Source organism: Actinoplanes sp. NPDC026670, assembly GCF_040638175.1.
Lineage (GTDB): Bacteria > Actinomycetota > Actinomycetes > Mycobacteriales > Micromonosporaceae > Actinoplanes.
Window position 1 is genome coordinate 1 of the sequence record NZ_JBEZXU010000117.1, and the last position, 16,723, is coordinate 16,723.

Consider the following 16,723-nt stretch of genomic DNA (forward strand, 5'->3'; position numbering starts at 1 on the left):
GGCTTCGACGTCATGCTGATGTGTGCTCCTCAGGGCCGTCCAGGAAGAGTATCCCCTGGTAGACGGGCTGTCTCACATCAGCGTGACAGGGAGGGAGAGTTGCTGCTGGACGGCCCGCAGACGGTCCAACAACTGCTGACGAGAGTGGGCGTCGAGGCGACCAATCTGTCGCAGCAGCTCACGGTCTTGCGCCAGACCGGAATCGTGGTGTCGTTTCGTGACCGAGGCCTGGTCGCCTACCGACTGCGGACACCGGCCGTGGCGGTCCTTCTCGCTGCCGGCCAGCAGATGCTGCACGAGATACTCAGCGACCGCGATGGCCTGTTGACGGAGCTCGAGACCGACCAAGGCGGCGCCCAGCCTGGCAACTGACCCCATTCTGAAGCGGTCACCTTCGGCTGTGCCGGCATGGCCATTGCCTCACTGAAGTCTCAAGCGCCTCCGCGCCTGTCGTAGCCAGGACCGCCATGGCGGGGTCCACGGTGATCGTCATGGCCGATCGGTGACGGCAGCCGCACGCGCGGGCCTCGGAGGCTCGCCCGGGCCGGTCTAGCGGCCGCCTGCCGTCCGGTGCGCTCATCGTTCAGCGGCAACCCTGCCGACAACTGTATAGACCTTCAAACTTCGATAGTTGCAGAAGTATGCAACTTGATAGATTGCGTGCTGTGTCCGCGTCGACTCACGGCTCGATCACCGCGATCAGGCCAATGCAGTGCCAAGCCGCTACAGCTGTGAGCGGCCACGAGTTCGAGGTACTCCTCGCCCAGCGGCATCGAACGGGGCCGCCGTTGCGCATCGCCCGGTGCGAGCTCTCGGCAGACCACACCGGCCATCACATCTCCTTCGTCATGGCTGCAGAGCATGGCGAGAGGTGGTGGTGGGTCCGCTGGAGCCACTCACAGCACAGAGTTCTATGCCTCGACGTCTGCGCTGGCGTGTCAAACCCTGGCGATGATGACTGCCTGCTGCCGGCCTTTCACGAGGGACCACACAGCTTTGACCTAACCCCCGCGCACTAACTTGGCCGACGGGAAGCCGGGACCGCCTGTCACATCGCGGACAGCCGGCGGCTGCCTGGTTGAGGCTGCAAACTGCGGGATCTCCCGCATCGAGTTCGACGCGACGGAGGGCGAGGGGCACCACGCCGCCCGATCCTGCGGGCAAGTGGCGGCCGTGGCCTCACCCCGGCGGGTCACGAGGGCCGTGCCCTGGACGAATCCTTCATCTGGCGACTCTGCGCCGACAGCCGAAGACGTTCGACAAGCGGTATCCGCGGGGGAGTGCCTGAGGTGATCCTGTCTGGTCCGGCGGCTCACGGGGCTGTGCGAGATCACCTGGTGGGTTGGCAATGTTTGCAAATTCGTTGCTCTGCAATTGCGATATTTATCAAATCGAGAAAGTCAGCTTCACAGTCCGTGCGGTATGCGAACACCATGAGAACGGACTGGTAGGGGCCTCGCTCGTTGCGGGGCGCCGGTGGATAGCTCACGTCCGAAGTGGGCGGAGGTCTGACCATGATTTTGGACGAATCCGGCGAGGAGTTGCCGCCGGCCCATTGGCTGGGTCATGTGACCGGATATCCGGACCAGTCCTCCATCCCGGAGTTGTTCGCCAGGCACGTCGCGGCGGCACCCGCGGCAACGGCGGTGGCCGATTGCCGTCGTCGTCTCAGCTATGCCGAACTCGATCGATGGTCCGACGGGCTCGCCGTACGCCTCGACGAAGCCGGGGTCCGCCCCGGTGACGCAGTAGGACTGCTCGGTGAGCGCTGTCTCGAGGCCCCCGCCGCGATGCTGGCAATCATGAAGACCGGCGCGGCCTACGTGCCACTCGACCCGTCGGATCCGGAGGTCCGGCTCCGAACATTGATCGCCGAGACCGGCATCGAGCACCTGATCCGGCTTCCCGGCACCGCCGGCGTCCTCGAGGACGCCTCCTCCCTCGATGTCGCAGAGCACCGTGACGGTAGCCCGTGGCGTCCGAGAACCGAGATCCACGGCGGCGATCCGGCGTACATCATGTTCACTTCAGGATCCACCGGCGCGCCCAAGGCCGTAGCGGTACCGCACCGGGCAGTGGCCCGGCTCGTCATCAGCACCGACTACCTCCAGATCAACCCGGCCGACCGGGTCACCTACACCGGCCACCCCACGTTCGACGCCACGGTGTTCGAGATCTGGGGAGCCCTGCTCAACGGCGCCCAGCTGCTGATCGTCGACCACGAGACTCTCCTGGAACCCGCCCGGCTGGCCCGGCTGATCATCGAGGAGACGGCCACGGTCATGTGGCTCACCGCCGGAGTGTTCCACCACTGCGCACGCACACTGCCGGCCATGTTCGCCCCGCTGCGCTGCCTCATCGCCGGCGGCGACGTGCTCGATCCGGGCCTGGTGCGCCGGGTTCTACTGGATGGGCCGCCTGATCGCCTGCTCAACGGCTACGGACCCACCGAGAACACCACCTTCTCCACCACGCACCACATCACCGATGTCCCGGCCGGCGCCGCACGAATCCCCATCGGACGCCCCATAGCCAACTCCACCTGCCACATCCTGGACGCCACCGGCGAACCGGTGCCGATCGGCGTGGAAGGCGAGCTGTGGGTCGGCGGTGACGGCGTCGCCCTGGGATACGTCAACGACCCCACCTCGACCGCTGAACGCTTCCTACCCGATCACCGCGGTCACCGTCGCGCTGCGCGACTGTTCCGCACCGGTGACCGAGCCCGCTGGCTGCCGGGCGGCGACATCGACTTCCTCGGCCGCCTGGACCGGATGGTGAAGATCCGTGGCTTCCGGATCGAGCTCGACGAGATCGAGGCGGCACTCGCCGGCCTGGACGGCGTCGCCGCCGCTGCGGTCACCGTCACCGGCGGCGACGCCGACACCCGGACCGTGGTCGCCTTCTACCAGCCGGCACCGGCCGAGAGCCCGGCCGGCCCGGCAAGCCCGACCGTTCCCGAGATCAGGGCAGCGCTGGCCACCCGCCTGCCAGGATTCATGCTTCCCGGCCAGATCGTCGCACTGGACCGTCTGCCCCTGGCCGCCACCGGCAAAGTCGACCGGGCGTCCCTGACCGCCCTGGCATCCGCCGCTGTCCCAGGCCGGTCACCGTCGTCTCCGGCACAGGCGTCACGGCCCTGGACGCCGATCGAAACGGGAATCGCCCGGCTCTGGGTAGATGTCCTCGACGTCGAATCCGGCGAGGTCGGCCTCGACGACAGCTTCTTCGACCTCGGCGGCAACTCGCTGCTGGCGGCACGCCTGTTCGCCCGGCTGCAGGCGATGTTCGGCGTCGACGCGACCCAGAGCCGGCTGCTGACATCCCGGCTGCTGGCAGATCCGACACTCGCCGGCTGCGCCACCGCCGTACAGCAGGCACGCGCCGGCCTCCTCGCCCGCGACAATGCCGCACTGGAATCCGACATCCAGCGCGAGAGCGGAACCAACACGGGCTCAACAGCGCAACCCGAGAAGACCACCCCGCCGCCGAACACCGCACGACGACACGCGCCGGTCCTTCTCACCGGCGCAACCGGCTTCCTCGGCGGCTACCTGCTACGCCAGCTCGTGGACACCACCGACGCGGACATCTACTGCCTGGTCCGGGCCGAGGACACCGAGCAGGCCCGCCTCCGGTTGACCGCTGGGCAGCGAAGATACCAACTCGGCGACCTTCCCCCAGCCCGGGTACGACCACTACCCGGCGATCTCGGCCTGCCGAATCTCGGGCTTCCCGCCGCACGATTCGACGAACTGACCGACCGGCTGGGCCTCATCCTGCACGCCGGCGCCTACGTCAACTTCACCTACCCGTACTCCCAACTGGCACCAGTCACCGTCGGCGGAACCCGCGAAATCGTGCGCCTCGCCACACCGAACCGGGTACCCGTGCACTTCGTATCCACCCTGGCGGTACTCGCCGGCTTCGGCGCAGCGGGAGTATCCGGCGTCTCCGAAGACACGCCACTGGCATACCCGGAACACCTGTTCATGGGCTACCCCGAAACCAAATGGGTGGCCGAGAAGGTCCTCGGCCGCGCGGCGAGCGCCGGACTGCCCGTGGGCATCCACCGGCCCTACGAAATCTCCGGCGACCTCACCAGCGGGGCGTGGAACCTGGAGAACGCCACCTGCGCACTGCTGCGACTGATCGTCGACATCGGGTCGGAACCCGACGCCGACATCCCCCTCGACCTCGTGCCGGTCGATGTGCTGGCGGCGCAGATCGTCTACATCGCGACGCGCTCGCCCGCCGCGAGTCGCACCTACCACCTGACCAACCCGAAGCCCGCCACATTACGGGACATGACAGACGTCCTCCGCCGGCACGGCTACCGGATCCAGCCGCTGCCGTTGCGGGAATGGGTGACCCAGGCAGTGGCGTTCGTCGCCGACAACCCCCGACACCCGTTCACCCCGTTCGTGCCGTTGTGGGTCGACCGGAGCCCGCACAGCGGGCTCGTCGTCAAAGAGATGTACTTCACCGCCAACTTCCCCCACTTCACCCGCCACAACACCGAGCAGGCTCTAGCAGGGTCAGCGATCTCGATGCCCCCGGTCGATACCGACCTTCTCGACCATTACGTACGGTTCTTTCGCCGTTGCGGCTACTTCCCCGAACCGGCATGACCAGCCCCGGTCAGTTGCCGCACCTGGCGGTCGTCTTCGACTTCGGGTCCGCCAGCCCGATGAGCATCCTCGCCGCAGCCCGAGGCCTCGCCGAGATCATCTTCGTGTGCGACCGAAGCCTGCCCCACGTTCGCCAGCTGTACGACGACATCCGGCCGCTGGCAGCCGAGCTCGACAGCACCGGCCTGACCGACGAGCAGATACTGACCCACCCCGCCTGCGCCGACCTGGCCGGGATCGTCACCTTCAGCGAGAGCCAACTCAACCGCACCGCAGCGCTCGCAGCCCGCCGCGGGCTTGCCTTCCACACCCCGCACACCGCGGCGGCGATGACGGACAAGTACCTGCAACGCCGGACGCTCGCCGAAGCAGGCGTCCAGCACACCGCATGCCATCTCGTCAGCGACCTCGCCGGCCTCGGCCCGGCCCTGGGCGCCGTCGGCTTTCCGGCAGTCCTCAAACCCCGCACCGGCGCAGCGAGCGCACGGACCTGCACGATCCACAACCTCGGCGAGGCGCACGCCCGGTGGCAGGCCTTCACAGACCCCGCCGCCGGCGCCGCTGCCGACCAATTCGTCGTCGAGCCACTGCTGCCCGGCGACTCCTCGGCCGCCGGGCAGGGCTGGGCCGACTACGTGTCCGTGGAGTCGATGACATCGCACGGCGACATCCGCCACGTCGAGGTGACCGGAAAGTTCCCCCTGGCGCCACCGCTGCGCGAGACCGGCTACGTGGTCCCCAGCACGTTGACCCCGCCCGTACGAGCCGAGGTGCTCACGCTCACGACCGCAGCCCTGACCGCGCTCGGCGTACGGCACGGGATCACCCACACGGAGATCAAGCTGACCCCCACCGGCCCGCAGATCATCGAGGTCAACGGCCGTCTCGGCGGCTACGTCGCCGACCTGGTCAAACACGCCCGCGGATTCGACCTGGTGCGTGCCGCGCTCACCGTGGCACTCGGACGGCAGGAAAGCCCACCGACGGCGCCGTACCGCCGGCACGCGTTCCAGTACTTCCTGATCCCGCCGATGGAGGCGGTCGCGCTGCGGCGATTCGACGGAACCGACGAACTCACCCGGAAACACGGGATCCGCCTCGTGGAGGTCCTGGCTTCGCCGGGCACGGCACTGGATTGGCGGCAGGGCACGCTCACCCACATCGGCATCGTCCACGGATCGGCGCCCGATCACCGGACCGTGCAGGACCTGGTGGACCTCGTCAACCAGACCCTGCACATCGAGTTCGAGGCAGCGCCCGACGGGCCGGAAACCACACCTGCCGATTACGGAAAGTGTTAACTTCAAAACTCTAGGTATCTTGAATTGTCGGGAGCTGACATGGGAGCCACTCCCGCGGTCACCGGGCAGTCCAACAAAGGTCAAACCAGCGACAACACCGTCGCCGAAGGCCCGCACCCGCGGGCCGCGACCAGCGCCGGCGCGACAGCACGGCTGTCGCGAGAAGCCGTCCGGCTACGGAACCTCTTTCACCACCGCGAACCGGGCCCCGCGGAAGTCCGCCGGGCTTGGGCCGCCGCCCTCATGGCAAGCGCGATCGCCGGCTGGCTGTTCATCCACCAACACGACAGCCGGGCAGTGAAGACACACGACAGCCGGGCAGTGAAGACAGACACCCGAGCCCGCAGCGGCCTGCTCGGCACCTTCGGGCTGTACGCCCTGAACGCCCTCATGCGAGCGAACAAGGCCCGCCGGCAAACTGTTCGACGCCCTCCAGCGCCTGCACACGACCGCCGACTTCGAAGGCGCCGGCATCGGACTCGCCATCGTGGCTCGCATCGTGCGCCGCCACGGCGGCCGCATCTTCGCCGAGGCCGAGGTGGACCACGGCGCGACCTTCTACTTCGACCTGATGGCCGGGTAAGGAAACTGCGATGACCTCCGGCGGCAAGATTCTCATCGTCGATGACCGCCCCGACGACGTGACGCTCACCCAGCGGGCGCTGAGAAGGAACAACATCACCAACGCTGTGGACATCACCACCGACGCATTCCTCGACGCGGTACGCGGGCTGGGCATGTACTGGCTACTGGTGAACCGGCCGGCGGGAAAACCCCATGACTGACGAGCCGGACGACATCCGGCTGCTCCTCATCGAAGACAGCGAAGACGACGCCATCCTCGTCGTGAACCGCCTCCGGCGAAGCGGCTTCCACCTCGACTACGAACGCGTCGAGACCGCCGACGCGATGAGCGCCGCCCTCCAGCACAGAACTCCCGACATCGTGATCTCCGACAACGGAATGCCGGCATTCAACGCGGCAACAGCCCTCCAACTGCTCCGCGACACCGGCCTCGACATCCCCTTCATCGTCGTCTCCGGACAGATCGGCGAGGAATCCGCCACCGCCCTGATGCGCGCCGGCGCCCACGACTTCGTCCTCAAAGACAAACTCGCCCGGCTCGGACCCGCAGTGCAACGCGAACTGCGCGAGGCCCGAGACCGTCAGAACCGCCGACGGGCCGAAGCAGCCCTGCGCACCAGCGAGGAACGATTCCGGCTCGTCGCCGAGAACCTCCAGGACGTTCTCTTCCGATTCCGGCCCGGCCGGACACCAGCCCTCGAATACATCAGCCCCGCCATAGCCACGATGACCGGACTATCCCCGAACGAACTGTACGAACAGCCGGAACGTCTCTTCGACACCATGGATCCGGCCGACCGCGACATCATGCGACAGTCATGGCAGTCGCCACCGGACGAACCCATCACCGTGCGCTGGTCACGGCCCGATGGCACCTGCGCATGCGCCGAACAACGCCTCGTCGCGATCTACCGCGCCGGCGCCCCGGTCGCCGTCGAAGGCATCCTGCACGACATCACCATGCAAGTCGAAGCCGCCGAACAACGCCGAGAACTGGAACGACAACTACATCAAGCAGAACGACTCGACTCCCTCGGCCAGCTCGCCGGCGGCGTCGCCCACGACTTCAACAACCTCCTCGGAGTCATCAGCGGCTACACCCAATTCGTCCTCGACGAACTCGGCCCCGACCACCACTGCTGGCCCGACCTCGAAAACATCGATCACGCCGCCCGACGGGCCGCGGCACTCACCCGCCAACTCCTCATCTTCAGCCGCCAGCAACCCTCACAGCCCGAAGTCGTGGACCTGAACGCCGTCGTCACCCAGATCCAGCGCCTGCTACGCCGGACAATCGGCGAGGACATCGAATTCCGCACCGAGATCGATACGAACCTCGGCTGCGTCACCATCGACCCGAGCCGCCTGGAACAGATCATCATGAATCTGGTCGTGAACTCTCGTGCAGCGATGCCAGACGGTGGACACCTGCTGATCCGTACAGCAAGCGAACGTCACCTACCCGTCACCGCGATCGGAACCCGGTCGACATCCGAACACTATGCCTGCGTGACCGTCGCCGACACCGGCTGTGGAATGGACGAGGAAATCCAGCGACGAGCGTTCGAACCGTTCTTCACCACCAGAAGCACCGGCCAGGGAACCGGCCTCGGACTCGCCACCGTCTACGGCGCGGTCCAAGAGGCATCAGGAGCGATAGTCATCGACTCCGCTCCCGGCGCCGGAACCCGGATCACCGTCTACCTGCCGGCCACACCGCACCCGAAACCCGCAACCGAACCCGACACCACGACCAGCAACCCACACCGAGGCCACGGTGAACGAATCCTCGTCGTCGAGGACGACCACGACATCCGTGCCATCACCCGCCGAATACTCACCCGCGGCGGATACAACGTCACCGACGCCGCCACCCGCGACGAAGCACTCAGAATAGTCCACGACTGGACAAACCCGATCGACCTCCTGCTGTCCGACGTGATCATGCCCGGACTGCCGGTCCTAGAATTCGTGCAATCCGTACGCGACACCCGCCCGTCGACCCGCCTCGTCTTCATGTCCGGCTACACAGCCGACAACGACCGCCGGCTACCCGAAGGCGTACCCATCATCGACAAGCCATTCGACGCTGCGACACTCCTGCAACAGATCGAAACCACACTGAACAGAAATACCACCTGATCCGTACAGCACCACCGGCTGGCTCCAACGACGGCGCGATACATCGGGCTTCGGCGAGCAGCCCGTCGGCCTGCCCCGCGTGGCCGGGAACCGCTACGACGGTTCCCGGGCGAGCCGGTGGTGGTCAGGTGGGTTGGCCGGGTGTGGCGTGGTGGCGTTCGTCGGCGCGGGCGATGAGGGTGGTCAGTGCGGTCATGGGCCGGCCGAGCCGCTTGCCTTCGGCGGCGAAGTCCCGCAGCACCTGCATGTCCTGGGCGCGGACCTTACCGCCGTGGTGGAAGCCGTTGAACGCGGCAGTATCCAGGGGCAGCATCTGCTTCTCCTGCCCGAGGTGGATCTTCGCGGTGATCTTGGGGCCCATCACGGCGGCGGCGATCCTGCCGAACAGGCCGTTACGGGGCAGAGACAGGATCTCGCTCTGGGCGCGGCATGCCAGTGTCCAGAGGGGTTTGTCGGCGATGACCTGGCCGACCGGTGGCCAGCCTGCGATGTCGCAGGCGGCGTAGACGGTGAACACGGCGGAGCCGATGACGTCGGCGATCTTCGGGTTCAGGTAGCCGATGCGAGAGGTGGCGCTGCGGTCGTACAGGGCGGCGAAGCTCGTGGCAGCGGCCTTGTTGCTGGTGGCGATGGTGAAGCCGGTGCGCTTGGGCGGGTGGACGTAGCAGATGTCGGCGCCCGCGATCAGATCCGGGTCGGCGCCGGCCGGGACGGGCAGGCCGGCGGAGGCCTGGTGGGCGAGCATGCCGAGGAAGCCGAGCAGCAGCCTGTCGCCGGGCAGGCGCATCGTGTCGAGGTAGTGCCGGCGCAGGTCGACGCCGATGCCGTCCATCAGCACGACGGTGTCGCTGCCGTGAATCAGGTCGCCGACCGCGCGCAGGGTGGCGGTGCCCTGGTCGGTGCGGCTGGTGTGCCCGTCGAGGGTGACGATCACGAAGTCGAGGCGCCGGCCGGTGAGTGCGGCCGCGTCTTCGACAACCCCGTACCCGTCGAAGGTCTTCACGGTGTTGTCGTTGTAGTCATAGAGCCGGCGCGGCGCGGAGAACGCGGCGGCGCGGCCGGGGCGGACCAGGAAGGTGACCTGGGCGCCGGCCAGGTGCAGGTGGTAGCCGAGGGAGAGGCCGACGGCTCCGGCGCCGACGATCAGCACGGACGATTCGCTCATCGAGAAGCCTCCGTGGAAACCCCCGGCTTTAGCCGTGGGGAGGAATCGGATTTCCTGTGGAGCAGGTCAGGGATAGCCCATCCGCCGTGAAGGCGTGTGGGCGTCTGGTCAGGCGTTGCGCTGGTCCTCGACATACTTTCTTCACAATCTCCGGGGTTGCGCCGCCGACGGTGGCGACGAGGTAGCTGCTGGTCCACAGAGTCGGAATACGGGTGCGGACCTCGGGGAACTGCTGCCGGATGAGCGGCCCTTGATCTGCTTGACCAGGCGGTGGATGCCGTACTGGGGGTCGCAGGTGACCAGCAGCTGCACGTGGTCGGGCATGGTCTCCAGCTCGGTGATGGGTGCGTTCCGCTCGTCGCAGACCTCGCGGATGATCTGTTTGAGCCGGGTGTCGACGTTTCCGGTGATGATCTTCTGCCGGTATTTCGGGCACCGGACGTGTTAGGTGCTGCGGTGTACGGTGTTGTTGTTCGATCTGATCTCGTCCACCGCGGCAGCAGATATGGCTTCGATTTGTATGCTGTCCTATGTGGACGAGACGGTGCGTTACACCTACCGGCTGCGGCCCGGCCGGATCGCGGAGGCCGCTCTGCTGGCCGAGTGGTCGCGCTGCCGGTGGCTGTGGAACGAAGCCGTCCACCAGCAGAAGACCGGCCGCAAGCCGACGTTCGGGAAGCTGTCGAAGCTGCTGACCGAGGCCCGGTCCGTGAACGCCTGGCTGCGCGATGGTTCGCAGAACGCCCAGCAGCAGATGCTGCGGACCTACGGTGCAGCCTTGAACGACTCGTTCAAGGTCAAGGGCCGGGGCCGTCCGAAAGTGAAACGGCTCAAGGACGCCCTGCCGTCGCTGGAGTACACCCGCAACGGGTTCAAGCTGGTCGGCGGCCGGCTGCGGCTGCCGGGCAAGGTGTTCGTCCCGGTCGTCTGGTCCCGGGAACTGCCATCCGGCCCGTCGTCTGTCCGCGTCTACCGCGACAGCCTCGGCCACTGGTACGCCTCGTTCGTCGTCAAACGCGAACAGGCCGAGATTTCGGCCCCGGACCTGCCCGGCATCGGCGTGGACTGGGGCGTGAAGACGACCGCTACCACCACCGACCCAACGTTCGACCTGCCGCATCTGGGCCACCGCCGCCGGTGCGCCGCGGAGTTGGCCAAGGCCCAGCGCAAGATGGCCCGCCGCCGCCGGCCCCAGGGCCAGCCGCAGTCGAAGGGCTATCTGACCGCGAAGCGGCAGGCCGCCCGGATCGCGAAGAAGGCGGCCCGGCAGAACACCCACGACGCCCGCGCCTGGGCCAAGACCGTAGTGACCCACCACAGCCTGATCGCGGTCGAGGACTTCAAACCGAAGTTCCTGGCCAAGAGCAGGAACATGGCCCGCAAAGCGGCCGACGCCGCGATCGGCGCCTGCAAACGTGAACTGATCGACAGTGGCGAGCGGGCGGGCCGGAAGGTGGTGCTGGTGCCGCCCGCCTACACCACGATGACCTGCTCCGGGTGCGGCGAGAGAACCAATCTCCGCCTCGGACTGGGCGTACGGATTTTCGAGTGCACGGCCTGTGGCTACACCGCAGACCGTGACCTCAACGCCGCGAGGACGATCCTCGCCACGGCTGAACGCGACCGTGCCAGTGCCGACGACGTAAGACATCAGATCGCCTCCTTCCGGGAGGATTGGTCACATGCGGTCCGAGCTGGAAATCCAGGGCCATCCGGCCCCGGAGGAAACTCCCCCGGATTCATCCGTGGGGATCGTTAAGACGCTCGCTTTCAGGGGGTGCTGGTGCGTGGGGTGCGCAGGCCGAGGGTGCGGCGCCCGGCGTCGAGCAGGTGGCGGCGCAGCGCGGTGTGGTCGAGGTCGTGGTTCTGTCCGGCGGCGCAGGCGAGGCCGGACAGGACGATGTCGGCGCGGATCCGGCCGCCGGGGCCGGGCTCGACGGCGGCGAGCAGGGCGGTCAGCCGTGCGGTCAGGTCGCCGACCTGCGGGTTGCTGATCAGGAGTTCCCGGGCGCCGGGGTCGCCGTTGAGGATGGGCAGCAGCTGTCGGTGGGTCAGCACGGTGTCGACGAAGCCGGTCAGGGCGTGCTCGGCGCGGGCGTGTGCGGTCCGCAACGTTGCGGCGGCGTCGACGGTTGCGGTGAGCTGTACGCAGAGCGGGGCGACCACGGCGGCCATCAGCTCCTGCCGGGACCGGAAGTGGTGGTGCACGGCGGCTTTGGTGACGCCGAGCTCGTCGCCGATCATCTGCAGCGAGGTCCCGGCGACGCTGTGTCGGGCGAACAGCCGGACGGCGGCGTCCAGGAACCGCTGCCTGCTGCCGGACGTCTTCTCCGCCGCTGGCATTGGCGCTCCTCGTGATCGGTGGTCTCCGGACAGCCGATGCTAGCCGCGGAAACATCCCTCAGATTGCTTTACGATCGTAAAGTGCTCTACTTCACGATCGTAAAGCCATCGCCGTGCCTTTCGGCGATGGCTGGGCAGGCCTGGGTCACGCAGGTCTCCCGGAACCTGGTCATGGGCCTTGAAGGCACCGGCTGTCAGGTGAGGTACCTGATCCGATACGCGGGCGTCCGGACCCGTCGTCCATGAGCAGGCAACGTTGTCTGCGCTGGAGAGGTCTACCGTGGCTCGTTGGCTGATTCGGCGGGTCCTCTTTCGACCAGCTCAACGGATGATCGGCGTTAACATCCTTGAAACTCCTCATTGACTATCTGGACTCGAGCGGGTGTACTTCGAGACAACGTTGTCTCCCTTGAGAATCACCCGGTGCACCGATCCCGCGAAAGCCGCCCCACGACCGTGCAGGGTCCCGGTGAACGCAGCCGAGTGGCCCCCGACAGTCACCGTGCTGGGCCGCCATGAACGCCACGAGCAAGTGCCTTTCCCCCACTCAGTGAAGGTGCAGCTTGATGCCCACGTCCCCGGCGATGACTCGCCGTCTCACGTCCGCGATGTTGTGCACAGTGATTGCCTTGGCTGGTTTGGTGGCGAGTCCGATCAGCGCGGCACAGGCCGGAGTAGCTACCGACTATCCGGAGTATCCGTACTCCCCGACCGATTACGACGAAGCGTTTCGCGGTCAGTTCCATTTCAGTCCGCAGGGCGGCTGGATGAACGACGTCAACGCACCGCTGTACTACCGGGGTACCTACCACCTGTTCTACCAGCACAATCCGCATGGACTGAACTGGGACACCATGCACTGGGGACACGCCACCAGTCCTGACCTGGTGCACTGGACCCAGAAGCCGATCGCCCTGGAACCCGGAGTCCACAATGCCACCCTCTTCTCCGGTGGCGGCTGGGTCGACACCGGCAACGTGACCGGCCTGAAAAGCGGTGACCACGATCCGATCCTGCTGTACACCAACACCAACGGCGTCTCCATCGCGTACAGCACCGACGGCGGCGACCACTTCCAGATGTACGACGCCGGCGGCAAGGTCATCTCGACGTCGTACGAAAGCCGCGATCCCAAGGTCTACTGGGACGCGGCCCGCAACCGCTGGGGGATGGTCTTCTGGGCCAACGACGGCGGCAACACCGGCAAGTTCTACAGCTCGACCAATCTGCTGTCATGGACGTATCGCGGCGAGTATCGGGCCGACTGGCTGTTCGAGTGCCCAGACCTCTTCCAACTGTCGGTAGACGGCCAAACGGGCAACCAGAAATGGGTGCTGACTGACGCATCGGGTGAGTACGTGGTCGGCTCGCTCGACGGCAACGGCGTGTTCGTCCCGGACCCGGGTTTCGCCACGCCGCAGCGGATGGACGAGGGGCGAGGCGCCTTCGATGGATCGTTCTACGCGGGTCTCACCTTCACCAACCTTCCGACGAGCCGGGTCGTCCAGATGTTCTGGCAGCCCGGCAACCGCGGCTCCACCTGGACCGGCAACGCGTCCTTCCCGGCGCAGCTGGGCCTGCGTACGTTCCCGGAGGGGGTGCGTGTGACCCGGCTGCCCGTCGACGAGATCGCCACGATTCGCCAACCGGCCCAGACGTGGGGAACGCGGACGATCACGGCGGACGACAGCACGGATCCGTTGAACGGCATCAATGCGGACACCTATGAGCTGATCTCGGAATGGGATCTCACCGGCGCCACGGCGACAGAGTTCGGATTCCGGCTGCATCAGCGTCCGGACGGCTCCAGTGACCGGACGATCGCCTACAACCGGGGCCTTCAGCAGATGGAGTGGAAGCCGCTCACGCCGATCGACAACAGGATCAAGATGCGCGTGCTGGTAGACCGCGGCCAGGTCGAGGCATTCGGCAACGACGGGCGACTCTCGTACACCGAGAACACCGACTTCGACTCGGCGGCCAACAGCTTGGGGATCTCCGCGTACGCGGCCGGCGGCAACGTCAGGTTGGTGTCACTGGCATTTCACCGTCTCGACAAGATCTGGATGCCCACGAACGGCGGAACCGGGGTGATGCGGTGGAACGGCACGAACAAGTGCATGGACATGGACCCGGCCGGGACGAACGCCGCCGCCGTCCGGATCTGGGACTGCTGGGACGGCCCGAACCAGCAATGGACCCACCACCTCGACGGATCGCTGCGCAACGGAGCGATGTGTCTCGATCAGCCGAGTGAGGTCATCGGAAACACAGCTCAACTGCAGGTGTGGGCATGCAACGGCTCGGCTCAACAACGATGGACCCGGGTCGGCAGCAGCTACCGCAACGCATGGTCAGGTCGATGCGTGGATGTAGCCGAGGGAGATGCCACCAACGGTCGCCGCTTGCAGATGTGGGACTGCGTCGGAGGCGCCAATCAATCCTGGGGACATCCCGTCTAGCCAAACCCAGGAGCCGAGGGCGCGTTCGCTCCGCGCCCTCGGCTCCTGGGCGGGATGTCGCGCCCGGTCTTGCGTTCACGGTCGTGATGCCGCAGAGACGGATGTCCGTTGCGTGAAGGGGGTCACATGCGGCGCCTCTACCTGGTTTTAGCGACAACCTGTCGTAATCTTTTGCGACAGGTTGTCGAATAAAGGGGCGTGGGTTGTGACGGAACGTTCTCAGAAGCTGGTTGTCGTGACCGGAGCCTCCACGGGCATGGGCGCCGCAACCGCCCAGGAACTGGCTCGGCAGGGGTTCCACGTCCTGGCCGGGGTGCGACGCGACCGGGACGCCGACGGCATCCGGTCAGCCGGAGTCGAGCCGGTGATCCTCGACATAACCGAACCCGAGCAGGTCCAGGCACTCGCCGCGCGCGTCGCCGCCGACCCACGCGGCCTGCACGCGCTGGTGAACAACGCCGGCATTCAGGTCAACGGCCCGGTCGAAGCCCTGCCGCTGGAGCAGTGGCGGCACGTGTTCGAGGTCAACCTGTTCGGGCACGTCGCCGTCACGCAGGCGCTGCTGCCGGCGTTGCTGCACAACAGAGGCCGCGTGATCAACATCAGTTCGATCGGCGGTAAGGCCGCCCTGCCCACCTACGGCGCCTACGCCGGGACGAAATTCGCCCTGGAAGCGGTCAGCGACGCGCTGCGCCGGGAGGTCGCCACACTCGGCGTCGCGGTAGTCGTGATCGAACCCGGCGGCGTGCGCACCCAGATGGCCACCCGGGCAATCGCCACAGCCCAGCAGGTGGCCGCCCGGATGACACCCGAGCAGGACCAGCGCTACGGCGGCCTGGTCCACGCGATCAACGCGCTGATGGACACAGGCACCGCGTCGGGTCTGACCGCCGACGCCGCAGCCCGGGTCATCGCCACCGCCGTGACGGCCCGCAGACCACGGACCCGCTACACCATCGGCCGTGACGCCGCCCTGATCACCCGGCTGACCCGGCTGCTGCCCGACCGCACACTCGACCGCATCGTCGCCGCCACCCTGCGCCGGCACTACCCGAACAACGCCACCGCATGATCCGCCGAAGCCGGCGGCCGGTGCACAGGGCCGCCCGGCCCGGCCCACGCGCATGAGACGCCCTGAACGCCGGGCGCGCCGGGCGGCAGACGCGGGGGACAGCCGGCGGACCCTGTCGGGGAGGATGATCGGATGCCGCGAATCCGGGCCGCCAGCATCGGCGAGCACAACGAGATGGTGTGGGCCGCCCTCGCCGAGGCGCTGCGACAACTGGTGCACGAACAGGACTACGAGTCGATCACCATGGGCCACATCGCAGCCCGAGCCGGCCTCGCCCGCAACACGCTGTACAACTACGCCCGCGACAAGCGGGCGCTGGTCCTCGCGTTGACCCAGCGCGCAGCCCGGCCCGCGATCGAGCAGGTCGCCGCGATCGCCGCGCGGTCCGCGGATCCGGCTGCGGACCGCATCCGTGAGATCGTCGAGGCGGTCCTGGCAGCGTCCACGGACCCGGCCATGCATCTGATGTTCCGCCCGGGTTCCGGCCCGATCGTCGCCGACGTACCCAAGGAGCCGCACAGTCCGTTCCACGCGATCGTGGTCGAGGTGCACAACGTCGTCCGCGATGGCATGATCCGCGGCGAGTTCCGCGACCTTGACGACGTACCTCTGCTGGTGCAACTACTGTCCGGTGTCGTACGGGCAGGCGCTGAATGCATCGGCCGGGATCCGGCCACCTTCACCGCCACCGTCAGCGCAACCTGCGACATCGTCCTTGCATCCCTGCTCCGCAACCCGCGATAACGCCGGCCGAGCCTGCCGATGCTCCGCCCTTCTCGTGGCCGCATCAGCGATGGCATCAACCGGCGTTGCGCTACCGCTCGGCAGCGGCCGGGCAACTCGGCCAGCAGCGATCTGCCGGCCGGGGTCCCGGTGTCATCGACGGCACCCCACGACGCCTCGCTTGTGGCGCACCTACGACGATTCGGGACTGTAAAAACAACGGTGTAACTCCTGATCAAGGAGACGCACCTGATGACCATGACGACTGACGCCGTGGATACTGCCGCGGTGGCGAAGAA

General features: G+C 67.0%; 12 protein-coding genes and 1 pseudogene. 10 read left to right on the forward strand and 3 right to left on the reverse strand.

Annotated elements, in window-relative coordinates; translation table 11 throughout:
* Window positions 1-99 precede the first annotated feature (99 nt).
* The 6 genes from AB0E94_RS50845 to AB0E94_RS50870 all read left to right on the forward strand — a co-directional run bounded on the left by AB0E94_RS50845 (window position 100) and on the right by AB0E94_RS50870 (window position 8,659).
* Window positions 100-372: an ArsR family transcriptional regulator gene (locus tag AB0E94_RS50845; RefSeq protein ID WP_360343517.1), complete on the forward strand. Its 273-nt coding sequence runs from the start codon at window positions 100-102 to the stop codon at window positions 370-372.
* 1,142 nt (window positions 373-1,514) lie between these two features.
* Window positions 1,515-4,631 carry an amino acid adenylation domain-containing SDR family oxidoreductase gene (locus tag AB0E94_RS50850; protein WP_360343520.1) on the forward strand — a complete coding sequence of 1,039 codons (3,117 nt, stop codon included), beginning with the start codon at window positions 1,515-1,517 and terminating at the stop codon, window positions 4,629-4,631.
* On the forward strand, window positions 4,628-5,932 hold the full coding sequence (locus tag AB0E94_RS50855; RefSeq protein ID WP_360343523.1) for an ATP-grasp domain-containing protein: 1,305 nt from the start codon (window positions 4,628-4,630) through the stop codon (window positions 5,930-5,932). Before AB0E94_RS50850 ends, AB0E94_RS50855 begins: the two co-directional genes overlap by 4 nt.
* 418 nt (window positions 5,933-6,350) lie before the next feature.
* Window positions 6,351-6,515: an ATP-binding protein gene (locus AB0E94_RS50860; protein WP_360343550.1), complete on the forward strand. Its 165-nt coding sequence runs from the start codon at window positions 6,351-6,353 to the stop codon at window positions 6,513-6,515.
* A 10-nt stretch (window positions 6,516-6,525) separates the two neighbouring features.
* Entirely contained in the window at window positions 6,526-6,717 is a 192-nt protein-coding gene (locus AB0E94_RS50865) for a hypothetical protein (protein ID WP_360343526.1), read from the forward strand.
* Window positions 6,710-8,659 (forward strand): response regulator, encoded by a 1,950-nt coding sequence (locus AB0E94_RS50870; protein WP_360343529.1) that lies wholly within the window; start codon window positions 6,710-6,712, stop codon window positions 8,657-8,659. Before AB0E94_RS50865 ends, AB0E94_RS50870 begins: the two co-directional genes overlap by 8 nt.
* A 124-nt stretch (window positions 8,660-8,783) precedes the next feature.
* Here AB0E94_RS50870 and AB0E94_RS50875 read toward each other — a convergent pair whose 3' ends face one another.
* Together AB0E94_RS50875 and tnpA are read right to left on the reverse strand one after the other, a co-directional pair.
* The gene (locus tag AB0E94_RS50875; RefSeq protein WP_360343532.1) at window positions 8,784-9,824 is read right to left on the reverse strand and encodes a 2-dehydropantoate 2-reductase N-terminal domain-containing protein; all 1,041 of its coding nucleotides are present in this window, start codon (window positions 9,822-9,824) and stop codon (window positions 8,784-8,786) included.
* A 136-nt stretch (window positions 9,825-9,960) separates the two neighbouring features.
* Window positions 9,961-10,316: pseudogene (tnpA, locus tag AB0E94_RS50880) on the reverse strand (IS200/IS605 family transposase); the annotation flags it as partial.
* 40 nt (window positions 10,317-10,356) lie between these two features.
* Between tnpA and AB0E94_RS50885 the strand changes: the two are divergent.
* Window positions 10,357-11,583 carry a transposase gene (locus tag AB0E94_RS50885; RefSeq protein ID WP_360343535.1) on the forward strand — a complete coding sequence of 409 codons (1,227 nt, stop codon included), beginning with the start codon at window positions 10,357-10,359 and terminating at the stop codon, window positions 11,581-11,583.
* A gap of 11 nt (window positions 11,584-11,594) precedes the next feature.
* Here the strand turns inward: AB0E94_RS50885 and AB0E94_RS50890 are convergent, their stop codons facing one another.
* Window positions 11,595-12,167 carry a helix-turn-helix domain-containing protein gene (locus AB0E94_RS50890; RefSeq protein WP_360343538.1) on the reverse strand — a complete coding sequence of 191 codons (573 nt, stop codon included), beginning with the start codon at window positions 12,165-12,167 and terminating at the stop codon, window positions 11,595-11,597.
* Window positions 12,168-12,733: 566 nt separating this feature from the next.
* On the opposite strand from AB0E94_RS50890, the gene AB0E94_RS50895 reads away from it, so the two are divergent.
* The 3 genes from AB0E94_RS50895 to AB0E94_RS50905 all read left to right on the forward strand — a co-directional run bounded on the left by AB0E94_RS50895 (window position 12,734) and on the right by AB0E94_RS50905 (window position 16,445).
* Window positions 12,734-14,629 (forward strand): ricin-type beta-trefoil lectin domain protein, encoded by a 1,896-nt coding sequence (locus tag AB0E94_RS50895; RefSeq protein ID WP_360343541.1) that lies wholly within the window; start codon window positions 12,734-12,736, stop codon window positions 14,627-14,629.
* A gap of 235 nt (window positions 14,630-14,864) precedes the next feature.
* Window positions 14,865-15,701 carry an SDR family oxidoreductase gene (locus AB0E94_RS50900; RefSeq protein ID WP_360343544.1) on the forward strand — a complete coding sequence of 279 codons (837 nt, stop codon included), beginning with the start codon at window positions 14,865-14,867 and terminating at the stop codon, window positions 15,699-15,701.
* 132 nt (window positions 15,702-15,833) lie between these two features.
* On the forward strand, window positions 15,834-16,445 hold the full coding sequence (locus AB0E94_RS50905) for a helix-turn-helix domain-containing protein (protein ID WP_360343547.1): 612 nt from the start codon (window positions 15,834-15,836) through the stop codon (window positions 16,443-16,445).
* The last annotated feature ends 278 nt before the right edge of the window (window positions 16,446-16,723 follow it).

Excerpts from the sequence above, each read along its gene's own strand:
- AB0E94_RS50870 (WP_360343529.1), top strand. The coding sequence starts at position 6,710 with ATGACTGACGAGCCGGACGACATCCGGCTGCTCCTCATCGAAGACAGC.
- AB0E94_RS50890 (WP_360343538.1), bottom strand. The coding sequence starts at position 12,167 with ATGCCAGCGGCGGAGAAGACGTCCGGCAGCAGGCAGCGGTTCCTGGAC.
- AB0E94_RS50875 (WP_360343532.1), bottom strand. The coding sequence starts at position 9,824 with ATGAGCGAATCGTCCGTGCTGATCGTCGGCGCCGGAGCCGTCGGCCTC.
- AB0E94_RS50850 (WP_360343520.1), top strand. The coding sequence starts at position 1,515 with ATGATTTTGGACGAATCCGGCGAGGAGTTGCCGCCGGCCCATTGGCTG.
- AB0E94_RS50895 (WP_360343541.1), top strand. The coding sequence starts at position 12,734 with ATGCCCACGTCCCCGGCGATGACTCGCCGTCTCACGTCCGCGATGTTG.
- AB0E94_RS50855 (WP_360343523.1), top strand. The coding sequence starts at position 4,628 with ATGACCAGCCCCGGTCAGTTGCCGCACCTGGCGGTCGTCTTCGACTTC.
- AB0E94_RS50865 (WP_360343526.1), top strand. The coding sequence starts at position 6,526 with ATGACCTCCGGCGGCAAGATTCTCATCGTCGATGACCGCCCCGACGAC.
- AB0E94_RS50905 (WP_360343547.1), top strand. The coding sequence starts at position 15,834 with ATGCCGCGAATCCGGGCCGCCAGCATCGGCGAGCACAACGAGATGGTG.